Genomic DNA, 14,104 nt, shown 5'->3' with positions numbered 1-14,104 from the left:
CCCCACCCCCGCCCTCTCGCCCCCCGGCCGCTCGGGCGGTGACGGGGAGACCCGGGAGCTGCCCGTGGTGCCGGGGGCGGGTGGCAGGGGCGGTGCCGGGCGTCGGGCCCGGCCCAAACCCGCTGTCCGGCGGTCGCGTCGCCTGGCGGTCGCCGTCGGGGCCGTGGGGGCCGTGTCGGCGGCCGTCATCGTCGCCGGGTTCTCCTTCTCCGGTGCGCCTTCCGACGGGACGCGAGGCGGCGAAGGGGGCCGCACGGATCCGACGGCGGGGGAGCCGTCGGCGGTGTCGCCGACGGACACCGGCCCGGCGGCAGGCACCGACGCCCCGCTCGCGGGCCGGCCGGGGCAGTCTGACGGGTCGTCCGGTGCCGCGTCCGTGAGCCCGTCGCCCGCGGCGAGCAGGGACCCCTCCGCGTCCGCCCCGGACGGCGCGCGACCCCCGGCCGTCGCCGCCACGACCACCGCTCCAGTGGCATCCGACCCCAGCCCCACCCCCACGGCCTCGGCCCCCGGCAGGCCCGACGGGAAACCCGGGCGCGGTCCCGGCGGCACCAAGGGACCCAAGTGACAGGCCGGTAAGGGCGGTTGAGTAGGGTCGGACAGGACGCCGGAATTCCGGTTGTGGAACAGGTTCTTGTGCCGCCCTCTCGCGACGATCACAATGCACATGACAACAGTGCAGGCGGCCGGAGGATTTCCGGTCGCCTCCGTCGCAAGAGGGGACCCCCCATGAGAAAACCTCTCGCCGCCGCGTTCTGCGCCCTGGCGATAGCCGGGGCCGGCGCGGCCCCCGCGGCCGCTGCCGACGCCGCCCCCACGGGCGTCGGCAAGACCGCGGACACGGGCTCGGCCACCTCCGCCGTCTCCGGCGTGGTCACGTCCGTGGAGCAGACGCTGTCCGGCCTCCGCGGTCCGCAGACCAAGGCCGTGAACTTCGCCGGCACCGTCGCGCTCAGCAACTGCTCCGGCTCGGTCGTCCGCATGCCGGACGCCGAGGACAACGACCCGGCGCTCGTGATGACCAACGGCCACTGCCTGGAGTCCGGGTTCCCCGGCCCCGGCGAGGTCCTCGTCGACAAGGCGTCCAGCCGCACCTTCAGCCTGCTCAACGCCTCCGGCTCGCGCGTCGCCACCCTGCGCGCCGCCAAGCTGGCCTACGGCACGATGACCGACTCGGACGTCGCGCTGTACCAGCTCACCACCACGTACGGGCAGATCAAGAGCTCGTACAACATCAACGCGCTGACGCTGAGCGACAGTCACCCGGTCGCCGGCACCGCCATCGGCATTCCTTCCGGCTACTGGAAGCGCATCTACAGCTGCAACATCGACGGGTTCGTGCCCACCCTGAAGGAGGGCGACTGGACCTGGAAGGACTCGGTCCGCTACACCTCCGCCTGCAACACCATCGGCGGCACGTCCGGCTCGCCCGTCGTCGACCAGGCCACCAACAGGGTCGTCGCCGTCAACAACACCGGCAACATGGACGGTGAGCGCTGCACGGTGAACAACCCCTGTGAGGTCGACGCGAACGGCACCGTGACCGTCCGCAAGGGCATCAACTACGCCCAGCAGACCTACGGGATCCCGGCCTGCTTCGGGATCGACAGCAAGCTCGACCTGAGCGCGAGCGGCTGCACGCTGCCCAAGCCGTAAGGCAGGGTGCCGGCCGGGCGGTCACGCGGGAGGAGTCCTGCGGACCGCCCGGCCGGCCAGCACGTCCGTGCGCCGGCCGTCCTCGATCACGAACCGGCCGTCGACCAGGACGTGGGGGATGCCCGTCGGGAGCGTGCGCGGCCGCGCGAAGGTGGCGCCCGCCGCCACCGTCGCCGGGTCGAACAGCACCAGGTCGGCCACGTATCCCTCGCGGACCAGCCCCCGGTCCGGCAGCCTCAGCCGCGCGGCCGGACGCGACGTCAGGTGCGCGACGCACTCCTCCAGCGACAGCACCCCCAACTCCCTGACGTAGTGCCCCAGGTAGTGCGGGAAGGTGCCGTAGGCGCGCGGGTGAGGCTTGGCGCCCTGGAGGATGCCGTCCGAGCCGCCGGTGTGCACCCGGTGGCGCATGATCTCCCGGACGTTCTCCTCGTGGCCCACATGCTGGAGGATCGTCGGGGCCAGCCGGTCGGCCAGCAGCAGCCCGCGCGCGGTCTCCCAGGGAGCCTCGCCCCGCCGGTCCGCCGACTCCTGGACCGTCCGGCCGACGAAATCGGCCAGGGCCGGGTCACCCACGCCGCAAATCTCGATCGTGTCCCACTCGACGGGTACGCCGTGGCAGCCGTCCGAGCCGGTGACCTCCAGGTGGTGGCGGACGCGTTCCGCGGTGCCGGGGTCCGCCAGCCGCCTGAGGGTCTCCTCCGGGCCGCCCTCGCTCGCCCAGCTCGGCAGCACGGCCGCCAGCGTGGTGCAGCCCGGGGCGTACGGATACGTGTCGAGGCTGATGTCGGACCCGGCCGCGAGCGCCTCGTCCAGCAGGGCCAGCAGTTCCGGCGCCCGCCCCCTGTTCACGCCGAAGTTCATCGTGGCGTGCGCGAGATGGAGGGAGCAGCCGGCCTCCCGGGCCAGCGCCACCATCTCCTCGTACGCCTGGAGCGCCCCGGCGCCGTACGAGCGGTGGTGCGGGCAGTAGTAGCCGCCGTACGACGCCACCACCCGGCACAGTTCGGTCAGTTCGGCGTCCTGGGCGTACATGCCCGGGGTGTAGGTCAGCCCCGACGACATGCCGACGGCGCCCTGCTCCATGCCCTCGGCCACCACCTGCCGCATCCGCTCCAGCTCCTGCGGTGTGGCCGCACGGTCCTCCCAGCCGACGGCCAGCGCCCGGACCGTGCCCTGCGGAATCAGGTAGGCCGCGTTCACCGCGATCCCGCGGTCCAGCCGGTCCAGGTACTCGCCGACCGACCGCCAGTCGAAGTCGATGTCGTCACCCGGGCCGTTCCACCCGGCGATCGCCTGCCGCACCTCGCCGAGCGTGCGGTCGTCGACCGGCGCGTAGGACAGGCCGTCCTGACCGATCACCTCCAGGGTGACGCCTTGCGCGGCCTTGGCGCTGTGGTCGGGGTCGCGCAGCAGCGCCAGGTCGCTGTGGGCGTGCATGTCGACGAAACCGGGGGAGAGGACCAGGCCCTCGGCGTCCAGCTCCCGGCGCGCCTTCGGCCGCTGGCAGCCGGCCGCCGCGGCCTCCTTGACGATTCCCACGATCCGGCCGCCGTCGACCACGACATCGGCCCGGTAGGAGTCGGAGCCGGAGCCGTCGACGACGTCGGCGTCCCGGATGACGAGTTCTTCCATCGCTGACGGCCTCCTAGAAGAACGTGCGGACGTAGTCGACGACCGTGCCGTCGGCCTCGGCGACGGGGATCAGCTGCCACTTGTCGAAGGAGGTGCACGGGTGGGACAGCCCGAGCCCGACCCAGTCGCCGACCGCCAGATCCGCCTCCGGCGTGGTGGCGAGCCAGGCGTGCTGGTCGGACAGGGCCGTCACGGACACCCCGGTGGCCGGGCGCTCGGCGCCGTCCCGGCGGATCACCTGCGCGAAGGGCAGGTCGAGGTCGTAGGCCGCGTCCCGCTTGCCCGCGTTGACGAAGGCCTGCTCGGCCGACGGCCGTGACACCACCTGCGTCCACAGCCGAAACGCCGGCTCCAGCGCGCCCTCCTCGGGAACCCGGTTGAACGGGGTCAGCTTGCGGTAGTGGCCGTCGTCGTGCGAGACGTACGCGCCCGAGCGCAGCAACTTCAGTACGGGAAGGGACAGTTCGGGGATCTCGGCGAAGACCTCGGCGACCGCGTCGAACCAGGCGCTGCCGCCCGCGCTGACGATGATCCGGTCCAGCCCGGCGAACCGCCCGGCGCGGTCGAAGCCGGCGGCGAGCGCGACCAGCCGCCGCAGCCACGCGGTCACCCGCTCGGTGTCGGGTTTCGGCACCTCGCCCTCGTAGCCCGCGACGCCGACCAGCCGCAGCGTCCGGGTGGCGGCCACGGCGTCCGCGACCGCCGCGCACTCCGCCTCCGTCCGCACCCCGGTCCGGGTGCCCTCCCCGGTGGCGAGCTCGACCACGACGTCCACCGGGCGCATGGCCCCCCGCAGGGCGGCGTCCATCAGCTCGACCCCGCGCACCGAGTCGACGTAGCAGACCAGCTCGAAATCCGGGTCGGCGTCCAGCTCGGCCGCGATCCAGCGCAGGGCCGCCGCGTCGACCAGCTCGTTGGCGAGGAACACGCGCCGCGTCCCGAAGGCCCGCGCCACCCGCACCTGGTGCGGCACGGCCAGCGTGATGCCCCACGCCCCGTGCGCGATCTGCCGCTGGAACAGCTGCGGTGCCATCGAGGTCTTGCCGTGCGGCGCGAAGGCCAGCCCGTGCCGGGCCGCGTACGTCTCCATCAGCTTCAGGTTGTGCTCCAGGCGCTCGGCGGACAGCGCGAGCACGGGGGTGGCGAAGCCACCGGTGAACAGGTTGCGGCGCTGCGCGGCCAGCTCGCCGACCGTCAGTCCGTCGGCGTCCGGCGGGAGGCCCTTGAAGCGGTGGTCGACGCGCTCGGCGGCGAGCCGGGCAAGGGGCTCGGCGGCGGTGTCGGCTGTCATGGACCCTCCTGATCAGGGATGTTGCAGCGATTGCAACCTTCATTGCGCATATCGCTCAACGCTGTCTAACATCTCGGCCACCGCCGGTCAATGGAACCGCCACCCACCGAAGCCGCCGAGGAGCTACGAGCATCGTGACCCCCACCGGACCCTGCAACGCCCCCGACGTCGTGGACGTCGTCGCGCTCGGCGAGTCCATGGTCACGTTCCTGCCCTCCCGGCCGGGACGTCTCGCCGACGTGCCGTCGTTCGAGCGGGGAATCGGCGGGGCCGAGTCGAACGTGGCGTGCGTGCTGGCGGCGGCGGGGCACTCCACGCGGTGGGTCAGCGCGGTCGGCGCCGACGGCTTCGGGGACCACCTCGTCGAGGAGATCGGCTCCTACGGCGTCGACGTCGCCTCCGTGCGCCGCGATCCGACGCGTCCGACCGGCATCTACTTCCGCACGGCGGGGGACCGGGCCGGCGACACCCACGAGGTGGCCTACTACCGGGCCGGGTCGGCCGCCTCGGCGATGTCCGCCGGCACGGTGGATGCGGCGGCGGTGCGCTCCGGGCGCGTGCTGCACCTCTCCGGGATCACCGCCGCGCTGTCCCCGGACTGCCTCGGCCTGATGCGCGAGCTGACCGCCCGCCGCCCCGGCCGGCCGCTGGTCTCCTTCGACGTCAACCACCGTCCCGGCCTGTGGCGCGACACGGACGCCCCGGCGGTGCTGCGCGACCTCGCCCGGGGCGCGGACCTGGTGTTCGTCGGGCAGGACGAGGCCTGGGGAGCGCACCGCCCCGAAGCCGTCCGCGCCGCCCTCCCCGAACCCGAGGTGCTGGTCGTCAAGCAGGGCGCCGCCGGAGCCACCGTCTTCGAGCGCCGTGACGTCACCTTCGTCCCGGCTCCCCGGGTCGACGTCGTCGCCGCCGTCGGTGCCGGAGACGCCTTCGCCGCCGGGTTCCTCTCCGCCACCCTGCGCGCCCTGCCCGTGCGGGACCGGCTGCGGCACGGGCACCTCATGGCCGCCGCCGCGCTGACCGTGCCCGGCGACCTCGCCGCACCGCCCGCCCGGGACCATGCCGACCGGCTCGTCGCCCTGGACGACGCGGCATGGGGGAGACTGCGACTCGGCCCGGGCTGGACCGAGGAGTCACAGCGGGCCGACGAGGAGGTACGTACGCCATGAGCCAGACCGTCGACCGTGCGCTCAGCATCCTGCCGCTGCTCGCCGAGGGCCCTGCCGACCTGGGGCAGGTCGCCGACCGCCTCGGCGTCCACAAGTCCACGGCGCTGCGCCTGCTGCGCACCCTGCACGAGCACGGGCTCGTCTACCGCCAGTCCGACCAGCGCTACCGCCTCGGCGCCCGGCTCTTCGCCCTGGCCCAGGAGGCGATGGAGAACCTCGACGTCCGTGAGATCGCCCACCCCCACCTGGTCCGCCTCAACGAGGACTGCGGGCACACCGTGCACCTCGCCGTGTACGAGGAGAACGAGGTCCTGTACATCGACAAGGTCGAGAGCCGCTACCCCGTGCGGATGTACTCCCGCATCGGCAAGCCCGTCGCCATCACCGTCGCCGCGGTCGCCAAACTGCTGCTGGCCGACCTGCCCGAGCACGAGCGGCGGGCGGTCGCGGAGAAGCTCGACTACCCCGCCTACACGCCCCGTTCGACACCCAACGCCGGCGCGTTCCTGCGCGAGCTGGAGAAGGTGCGCGAGCAGGGCTGGGCCACCGACCTCGGTGGCCACGAGGAGTCCATCAACTGCGTCGCGGCGCCCGTTCGCGGCGCCGACGGCCGGGTCGTCGCCGCGATGTCGGTCTCCGCGCCGAACGTCGTCGTCACCGCCGACGAACTCCTCACCCTCCTGCCGCTGGTGCGCCGTACGGCGGACGCCATCAGCGGGGAGTACTCCGGCAGAACACCAGTGAAGGGCACCGTATGACGGACAAGATCGCGCTCACCCCGAAGACCCACACCACCCCGCCGGCGAAGTTCTCGCACGGTGTGAGGAAGGGCAACATCCTCCAGGTCGCCGGCCAGGTCGGCTTCCTGCCCGCCGAGGAGGGCAGGGCGCCCACCCCCGCCGGACCGACCCTGCGCGAGCAGACCCTCCAGACCCTGGCCAACGTCAAGGCCATCCTTCAGGAGGGCGGGGCCTCCTGGGACGACGTGATGATGATCCGCGTCTACCTGACGGACGTGGCCCACTTCGCCGAGATGAACGAGATCTACAACGCGTACTTCGAGGAGCAGGGCCTGACCCAGCCGCCCGCCGCGCGCACGACCGTCTACGTCGGTCTCCCCGCGGGCCTGCTCGTCGAGATCGACGCGCTCGCCGTCCTCGGCTGACCCACACCCACCGGCCTTTTCGAGGCGCGGCGCCGTTCGATGCGCCGCGCCGCGCTCCCCCCTACCCAGAAGCTGCATGCATTTACGCAGAGGACCCCCGAATGTCCCATCCGCTCGCCGCGTCCGCCCCCGCCGAGACCCCGCCCCACACCGGAGGACTGCTCCTCCTCGTCGACGGCACCGCCGGACTCCTGCTCACCGCGGCGCTCGGCATCGCGCTGCTGCTCTTCCTCATCATCAGGGTGAGACTCCAGCCGTTCGTCGCCCTGCTCGCGGTCTCCATAGCCGTCGGCCTCGCCGCCGGACTGTCGGTCACCGAACTCTTCGGCACGGTCCAGAAGTCGGACGCCGTCTCCACCATCGAGTCCGGCATGGGCGGCATCCTCGGCCACGTCGCCATCATCATCGGCCTGGGCACCATGCTCGGCGCGATCCTCGAAGTCAGCGGCGGCGCCGAGGTGCTGGCGAGGCGTCTGCTCGGACTGTTCGGCGAGAGGCGCGCCCCGCTCGCCATGGGTCTGACCGGCCTGATCTTCGGCATCCCGGTCTTCTTCGACGTCGGCATCTTCGTCCTGGCCCCGATCGTCTACGCCGCCGCCAAACGCTCGGGCAAGTCGATCCTGCTCTACTGCCTGCCGCTGCTCGCGGGCCTGTCGGTCACCCACGCGTTCCTGCCGCCGCACCCCGGCCCGGTCGCCGCCGCCGGTCTCCTCCACGTCGACCTCGGCTGGGTCATCCTCATGGGCGTCGTCTGCGGTCTGCCGGCCGTGGTGGCGGCGTGGGCCTACTCGGCGTGGATTGGCCGCCGCATCTTCGTCGCCGTGCCGCAGGACATGGTCGAGGCGGCGGAGGAGGCCAGGCAGGCCGTCGTCGACGAGCAGCGGGCCGCGGGTGTCGCGCCCAGCGAGCAGCCGGTGGCCCTCGGCACGGTCCTCGCCATCATCGGCACCCCGCTGGTGCTCATCCTCGCGGCGACCTTCTCCTCGATCGCCCTGGACCCCTCCACGCCGCGCTCGGTGATCGAGTTCTTCGGCAACCCCTTCGTGGCGCTGACGATCGCGCTGTTCCTCGCGTACTACCTGCTGGGCATCCGCCGCGGCTGGTCCCGCAAGTCCCTGGAGACGGTGTCCACGGCGTCCCTGAAGCCGGTCGGCAACATCCTGCTCGTGGTCGGCGCGGGCGGTGTCTTCGGCGCGGTCCTCAAGGCCAGCGGCGTCGCCCAGGCCCTCTCGGACACGTTCAACGACGTGGGCCTGCCGGTGCTCGTGCTCTCCTACCTGATCTCGGTGGTCCTGCGGGTCGCCCAGGGCTCGGCGACGGTCGCCATCGTCACCACCGCCGGCATCGTCGCCCCGCTGCTCTCCCAGGGCGACCACTCCCAGGCCTTCGTCGCCCTGGTCATCATGGCCATCTCGGCCGGCTCCATCTTCGCTTCGCACGTCAACGACGGCGGCTTCTGGATGGTCGCCAAGTACTTCGGCATCAGCGAACGGGACACCCTCAAGACCTGGACGGTGCTGGAGAGTGTGCTGTCGGTGGCGGGGTTCGCGGTGGCGGCGGTATTGAGCCTGTTCGTGTAGGCGTCTGATAACGAAGTCGGGGTCGACTGTGTGCCGCACAGGTTTCTCGACCATACTTCTGGGCTGTGGAGCAGCGCATAGGTTCGAGCAGCCAGCCCCTGGAAGGCGCCGGATTCGACCCGGCCTTCATCCCCGGGCTCACGTCACCCGCGTCCGGACGGACGGAGGAGGACGGGCCGGAGAAGGAGCCTGAGGTCGCGGACGCCGAGGAGGCCGAAGAGCCCGCCGCCGAGTCGGAGGAGCCGGCCGAGGCGTCCCCCTCCGAGCCGGAGGAGGACGCCGAAGCCGACCCCGACGGCCCCGTCTTCGAGGTGTCCGACCGCCGGGCGAGGCTGGTCGCCGACCACAGAGGCGTTCGCATGTCCCTGGACGACCAGGAGTGCGAGTTCCGCTGGGACGAGATCGGCGCGGTCGAGACGGAGACCGCCCGCTTCGGCAAGCGGTACACCGTCACCGTCCACACCCCTGACCGGCGCTGGTACCCGATCGAGATCGAGGCGCCGGCCAGGAGCCACTTCCAGGAGTGGGACGCCCGGTTGGACGCGGTCCTGGACGCCTACTTCGAGGAAGAGGACGAGGAGAAGGAAGAGCAGTCCGCGGGCTAACCGCAGTACTGCGCTTCCTTTCCGATCGACCGGTACATACAGTCCGCGTTCTCCAGCAGTTGCAGCACCGCGTCGCGGTTACGGGAGGTCTCCCGCTCGATCACCTCGTCGGGCGGGTAGAACCCACCCCCGCCGGAGCGGGGGTACATCTCGAAGGTGTAGCCGAAGATCTTGTGCGCACCCCAGAGGTAGTCGTCGATCGACCCGTCCGTGATGTACAGGTCGCTGGACTGCTCCGCCGTGTACCCGTTGCTCGCGGCCATCTTCTGGCCGACCGTCTTGAACGCCGCGTGGTCGTCGGCGGTCATCCCGGTCGTCGTGTCGGAGTACGTGTAGCCGAACGGCCACAGCACCAGCTCGCTGTAGGTGTGGAAGTCCACGCCCGCCCTGATCTGCTGCTTGCCGCCCACGACCCGGCTGCGCACGAAGTCGGCCACGACCTTCACCTCGGGCGCGGACTCCGCCGAGGTTCCCCGGTAGGTGTCCGAGGACGTCGAGCCCGAGGAGCCGCCGCAGCAGCCCCAGCGGTAGTTCCAGTTGCGGTTCAGGTCCGTCCCGACGTACGAGGAACCGGAGTTGGGCTGCCGGTTCTTGCGCCACGAGCGGTACGAGCCGGTGGCGATGTCGTACTCGCCGCCGTCCGGGTTGATGTCCGGCACGATCCAGATCTCGCGGTTGTTCACCATGTTCGTGACCCGTGAGTCGGAGCCGTAGTCGGAGGTCAGCTCGCGCAGCAGGTAGAGCGCCATCTCGACGGTCAGGTGCTCGCGGGCGTGCTGGTGGTGCGTGAACAGCACCTCGGGCTCGGACTCGTCGGCGCTGACGTTGTCGCTGATCTTGATGGCGACGATGTTCCGGCCCTGGTAGGACTTGCCGATCACGCGCTGGCTCGCGATGGACGGGTTGGCCGAGACGATCGTGTTGATCTCGTCCGTCATCTCGGCGTAGTTGTGGTACTTCGAGTCGGCCGACGGGAAGTCGAGGAGCCGGACGTCGTCCTCGCCGGCGGACCGGTCGGGTACCGCGCCGAGCGGGGTGACCTCGTAGCCCAGCGCGCGGAGCTTCTTGATCTGGCCGGCGCGGCCGGAGACCACGACGCCGTGTCCGTGGACCTCGTCCACGGTCACGCCCGCCCGCTGAAGTGCCGTGCGGTCGTCGGCTGTCGAGTGCAGGTGGATCTCGTACTGCCGGACGTCGTCGGCCGAGGCGGCCGGCTTGCGGGCGCTGTCGGCGGTGGCGTCGCCCGTGGTCGCGGACAGGGGCGCCGCGAGGGCGAGGGCGAGGAGGCCGGCCAGGGCGGCGGTGCGTCTGCCGGTGCGGGCACCGGAGCCTCGTATGCGAAGTCGCATGAAGTCTCCTTGTGGGAGGTGGGGTTGTTCCGTGCGACGTACGTGGTGCGGGTGGCGCATATCGTTCTGCCTATGGCATGAGCAGGTCAAGGCTGAAAGTGGCCGCGCAGTGTACGCGTGCGGCACCGCGGTCGAGGTGTCCCGGCGGAAGTACACCCACAGGTGTGGCCCTGGCGTGCATATATGTACGCACCGGGAGAGGGTGGGGGTCCGCGCAAGGGGAGCCGGAGTGTCCGGCATCCCCGGACCCCCACCCCCCCCGAAGGACTGGCTGATCATGGGCGGATCAGCGCCACGACGGGACCATCACCTGCCGGCCGAGACGACCAGCTTCGTCGACCGGCGTGGCGAACTGAACCAGGGCCGCGAACTGCTGGCCCGCGCACGGCTGGTGACGCTGACCGGACCGGGCGGAGTCGGCAAGACCCGGCTCGCCGCCCGCATCGCGGCCCGGGTGCAGCGCGCCTTCCCGGACGGCGTGCGCTTCGTGCATCTGTCCGGAGTGCACGACCCGGCTCTCGTCCCGCTCGCCGCCGCCGACGCGCTGGGCCTCCACGACCGCTCCGCCCAGCCGCCCCTGGACGCCCTCGTCGAACAGGTGCGGGACCGGCGGCTGCTCCTCGTCGTCGACAACTGCGAGCACCTGGCGGGCGCGTGCGCGCGACTGGCCGCGGCCCTGCTGCACGGCACCGAGGGCGTCCGGATCCTCGCCACCAGCCGGCACCGGCTCGGCCTCACCGAGGAGCACCTCATGGAGGTACGGCCGCTGCCGGTGCCCGACCCGGACGGCGACCTGTCCGCCGCCCAGGGCTACCCGGCCCTGACGCTCTTCGCCGACCGGGCCGCCGCCGTCGTCCCCGGCTTCCGCCTCACCCCCGCCAACCGCGCCTCCGTCGCCCGGCTGTGCCACCGCCTGGACGGCCTGCCCCTCGCCATCGAACTCGCCGCCGTCCGCATGCGCGTTCTCGACGTCGACCAGCTCCTGGACCGCCTCGACGACCGCTACCGCTTCCTCACCACCGGCAGCCCCGCGGCCCTGCCCCGCCACCAGACCTTGCGGGCGGCGGTCGCCTGGAGTCACGACCTGTGCACCCTCCCCGAGCAGACCGTGTGGGCCCGGCTGTCGGTCCTGGCGGGCAGCTTCGACCTGGAGACGGCGGAAGCGGTCTGCGCGGACACCGGCCCGGAGACCGTCGCCCGGCCTCCGGCAGCCGGGGGCCGTCCCGCCACGCTCCCGCCCGCGGCGGCCCTGCCCGCGCTGCCGGCCCAGCCCTCGGACGGGTCCGGCACAGGTGTCCGTGCCGGGGAGCGCACGGGCGCAGGTGCCCGGGCCGGCGACGGCTCCGGTGCGGGCGGCTGGTTCGGGGACGGGTCCGGTGCCGGCCGCTGGTTCGGGGACGGGTCCGGTGCGGGCGGCGGTCTGTCCGGCGGCCCCGTCACGCGCGTCCGGCCCGCGGACGGCTCCGGTGCAGGCGCCCAGCCCACCGGCGGCCCCGGAACACACCTGCGGCCCAGGGCGGCTCCCGCCGGGGCCACCAGCACCCTGCTCCCACCCCCGGGCCTGCGTACCGACGATGTCCTCGAAGCCGTCGCCGGGCTCGTGGACAAGTCCGTACTCTGCCGGGAGACCGGACCCGGCGGCGTGCGGTACCGGCTGCTCGACACCCTGCGGCAGTACGGACTCGAGCAGTTGCGGCGGAACGCCGGGCAGGAGGCGGCCACCCGGCGGCGGCAGCGCGACTGGATGGTGCGGCGGGCCGAGCAGTACGAGCGCGGCTGGTTCGGCCCCGGACAGCCGGAGACCGCCGCCCTGCTGCGCGCCGACCGGGACAATCTGCGCGCCGCCCTCGACTTCAGCCTCACCGCCCCCGGCGAGGCCCTCGCCGGCCTGCGCCTGGCCGGCACCCTCTGGTTCCACTGGCACGCCTGCGGCGCCTCCCGCGAAGGCCTGTACTGGCTCGACCGGGCCCTGGCCGCCGCCCCCGGACCGACCCGGGAACGGGCCCGCGGCCTCTGGGTGGCCGGCCTGCTGGCCGCAGCCACCCGGGACTTCCCCCGGGGCCGCCGCCACGCCGCCGACGCCCTCGCTCTCGCCCAGGCCCTCGGCGACACCGCCGAGGCCGCGCACGCCGAGTACGTGATCGGCGTCATCCGGCTGTTCGGCGACGACCTGCCCGGAGCGCTGCGGCACTTCGAAGCAACCGTCGCCCGCGGCCCCGTGCCCGGCCAGCACCTCAGCCTCGTCGGTCTCGACCAGGTCGAACTCGCCTGCGCGCTCGGCTTCCTGGGCGAGGCCGAGCGGGCCGTCGAGGTGTGCGAGCAGGCCCTGCGGCTGTGCGAGCGGCACGGCGAGCAGTGGGTCCGCTCCTACGTGCTGCGCATGCTCGCCCTCGCCCACACCGTCCTCGGCGACTGGCCCCGGGCGCAGCGGCACGCCCGCGAGGCGCTGCGGCTGAAACTCGCCGTCCACGACGTCATCGGCCTCGCCCTCACCTTCGACCTGCTCGCGTCGATCGCGGCCCGGCGCGGCGCCCCCGAGGACGCCGCGCTGCTCCTGGGCGGTGCCGACCGCGTCTGGGCCGACATCGACACCGGCCGCTGGGGCTCCCACACCCTCAACTCCGTACGCCGGGACAGCGAGGAGCGGGCGGTCCTGGCCCTCGGGCGCGAGGTGTTCGAACGGGCCCACCGGCGGGGCGGGGCGCTCGGTCTGCGGGAGCTGGCCGGGCACGTGCTCCAGGAGCCGGGCCGCCCGCCCGGCGCGGAGGCCGCCGACCCGCCGCCGCACGAGGACACCGCGGTCCCGCTGACCCGCCGCGAGACCGAGGTCGCCCGGCTCGTCGCCGAGGGGCTCGCCAACCAGCAGATCGCCGACCGCCTGGTGATCGCCCGCCGCACCGCCGAAGGCCATGTGGAACGCATCCTCGGCAAGCTCGGCTTCAGCAACCGCAGCCAGATCGCGGCCTGGATGACGGCCCAGCGCTGACGACCCCGCCACCGCACCCACCCACCCGAGGGGATCACATGACCAACGGACACCTCAGCCCGTTCGACCACCGCATGGCCGTCTTCGACTCCGACGACGCATTCGTCGCCGCCGCCCTGCCCTTCCTCGGCGAAGCCCTCGGCACCTTTGGCGAACCGCCGCCGGTGGCCGTCGCCGCCCCGCGCAACCTGGACCTCCTGCGGGACGCTCTCGGCACCGACGCGAAGGACGTCACCTGCATCCCGCACACCGACTGGTACACCGGCTCCGCCGCCAACGCCGTGGCGCAGGCCGCCGCGTACCTGAACGCGCACGCCGGACCCGGTGGCCGCATCCGTCTCGTCATGGAGCCGGACTGGAGCGGCCGGGCCGGCCGCTCGGCCCGGGAGACCACCGAGTGGATCCGCTACGAGGCCTTCGCCAACCTCCTCTTCGCCCCCATGGCCACGACCGCCCTGTGCGCCTACGACACCCGCACCGCCGGGCCCGCCGTCATCGCCGCGGCCCGCCGCACCCACCCCGACACCGAGGTGTACGAGGACCCGCTGCGCCTCGCGGCCGAACTCGACGCCGTGCCGCTGCCGCTGCCCCCGGCCGGGGCGCGGCCCCTCGCGGAGCCGCACGCCGCGGCCGTGCAGAGCTGGGCGGTGGGCCGGGGCCTGCCCGCC

General features: G+C 72.9%; 12 protein-coding genes. 9 read left to right on the top strand and 3 right to left on the bottom strand.

Annotated features, from left to right (window positions below):
* Together GTY56_RS40635 and GTY56_RS18170 are read left to right on the top strand one after the other, a co-directional pair.
* A partial coding sequence (locus GTY56_RS40635; RefSeq protein ID WP_237524911.1) for a hypothetical protein occupies positions 1-568 on the top strand: 568 nt, incomplete at its 5' end.
* Positions 569-729: 161 nt separating this feature from the next.
* A complete protein-coding gene (locus GTY56_RS18170) occupies positions 730-1,656 on the top strand; it encodes a S1 family peptidase (protein ID WP_161366411.1) in 927 nt (308 codons plus the stop codon).
* A gap of 21 nt (positions 1,657-1,677) precedes the next feature.
* On the opposite strand, the gene GTY56_RS18165 is transcribed toward GTY56_RS18170, so the two are convergent.
* The gene (locus tag GTY56_RS18165; RefSeq protein WP_161366410.1) at positions 1,678-3,291 is read right to left on the bottom strand and encodes an N-acyl-D-amino-acid deacylase family protein; all 1,614 of its coding nucleotides are present in this window, start codon (positions 3,289-3,291) and stop codon (positions 1,678-1,680) included.
* A 13-nt stretch (positions 3,292-3,304) separates the two neighbouring features.
* Entirely contained in the window at positions 3,305-4,582 is a 1,278-nt protein-coding gene (locus GTY56_RS18160; protein WP_161366409.1) for an amino acid deaminase, read from the bottom strand.
* 134 nt (positions 4,583-4,716) lie between these two features.
* On the opposite strand from GTY56_RS18160, the gene GTY56_RS18155 reads away from it, so the two are divergent.
* The 5 genes from GTY56_RS18155 to GTY56_RS18135 all read left to right on the top strand — a co-directional run bounded on the left by GTY56_RS18155 (position 4,717) and on the right by GTY56_RS18135 (position 9,101).
* Positions 4,717-5,751, top strand: coding sequence for a PfkB family carbohydrate kinase (locus GTY56_RS18155; protein ID WP_161366408.1), 1,035 nt, complete (start codon positions 4,717-4,719; stop codon positions 5,749-5,751).
* Positions 5,748-6,509 (top strand): IclR family transcriptional regulator, encoded by a 762-nt coding sequence (locus tag GTY56_RS18150; RefSeq protein ID WP_161366407.1) that lies wholly within the window; start codon positions 5,748-5,750, stop codon positions 6,507-6,509. Before GTY56_RS18155 ends, GTY56_RS18150 begins: the two co-directional genes overlap by 4 nt.
* Complete coding sequence (locus GTY56_RS18145) at positions 6,506-6,916, top strand: RidA family protein (protein ID WP_161366406.1); 411 nt, start codon at positions 6,506-6,508, stop codon at positions 6,914-6,916. The genes GTY56_RS18150 and GTY56_RS18145 overlap by 4 nt, the downstream gene beginning before the upstream one ends.
* A 101-nt stretch (positions 6,917-7,017) precedes the next feature.
* Positions 7,018-8,496, top strand: a complete 1,479-nt coding sequence (locus GTY56_RS18140) for a GntP family permease (protein WP_161366405.1) — start codon at positions 7,018-7,020, stop codon at positions 8,494-8,496.
* A gap of 65 nt (positions 8,497-8,561) precedes the next feature.
* A complete protein-coding gene (locus tag GTY56_RS18135) occupies positions 8,562-9,101 on the top strand; it encodes a hypothetical protein (protein WP_161366404.1) in 540 nt (179 codons plus the stop codon).
* Here the strand turns inward: GTY56_RS18135 and GTY56_RS18130 are convergent.
* The gene (locus GTY56_RS18130; protein ID WP_161366403.1) at positions 9,098-10,450 is read right to left on the bottom strand and encodes a M14 family metallopeptidase; all 1,353 of its coding nucleotides are present in this window, start codon (positions 10,448-10,450) and stop codon (positions 9,098-9,100) included. The two genes, GTY56_RS18135 and GTY56_RS18130, sit on opposite strands and share 4 nt — an antisense overlap.
* Positions 10,451-10,727: 277 nt before the next feature.
* On the opposite strand from GTY56_RS18130, the gene GTY56_RS40630 reads away from it, so the two are divergent.
* Together GTY56_RS40630 and GTY56_RS18115 are read left to right on the top strand one after the other, a co-directional pair.
* Entirely contained in the window at positions 10,728-13,436 is a 2,709-nt protein-coding gene (locus GTY56_RS40630; RefSeq protein ID WP_237524910.1) for an ATP-binding protein, read from the top strand.
* 38 nt (positions 13,437-13,474) lie between these two features.
* Positions 13,475-14,104 (top strand): MEDS domain-containing protein (locus tag GTY56_RS18115; protein WP_161366402.1); only part of this gene is annotated, 630 nt, incomplete at its 3' end.

The sequence above is a fragment of the Streptomyces sp. SID5643 genome (assembly GCF_009872555.1).
Taxonomy (GTDB): domain Bacteria; phylum Actinomycetota; class Actinomycetes; order Streptomycetales; family Streptomycetaceae; genus Streptomyces; species Streptomyces iakyrus.
The sequence above is the reverse complement of the archived record's forward strand: the minus strand, read 5'-3'. Positions and strand labels throughout refer to the sequence as shown.

What these genes read in the sequence shown, in the direction of transcription:
- GTY56_RS40630 (WP_237524910.1), top strand. Translation starts at nt 10,728, where the DNA reads ATGGGCGGATCAGCGCCACGACGGGACCATCACCTGCCGGCCGAGACG.
- GTY56_RS18130 (WP_161366403.1), bottom strand. Translation starts at nt 10,450, where the DNA reads ATGCGACTTCGCATACGAGGCTCCGGTGCCCGCACCGGCAGACGCACC.
- GTY56_RS18140 (WP_161366405.1), top strand. Translation starts at nt 7,018, where the DNA reads ATGTCCCATCCGCTCGCCGCGTCCGCCCCCGCCGAGACCCCGCCCCAC.
- GTY56_RS18170 (WP_161366411.1), top strand. Translation starts at nt 730, where the DNA reads ATGAGAAAACCTCTCGCCGCCGCGTTCTGCGCCCTGGCGATAGCCGGG.
- GTY56_RS18165 (WP_161366410.1), bottom strand. Translation starts at nt 3,291, where the DNA reads ATGGAAGAACTCGTCATCCGGGACGCCGACGTCGTCGACGGCTCCGGC.
- GTY56_RS18150 (WP_161366407.1), top strand. Translation starts at nt 5,748, where the DNA reads ATGAGCCAGACCGTCGACCGTGCGCTCAGCATCCTGCCGCTGCTCGCC.
- GTY56_RS18160 (WP_161366409.1), bottom strand. Translation starts at nt 4,582, where the DNA reads ATGACAGCCGACACCGCCGCCGAGCCCCTTGCCCGGCTCGCCGCCGAG.
- GTY56_RS18145 (WP_161366406.1), top strand. Translation starts at nt 6,506, where the DNA reads ATGACGGACAAGATCGCGCTCACCCCGAAGACCCACACCACCCCGCCG.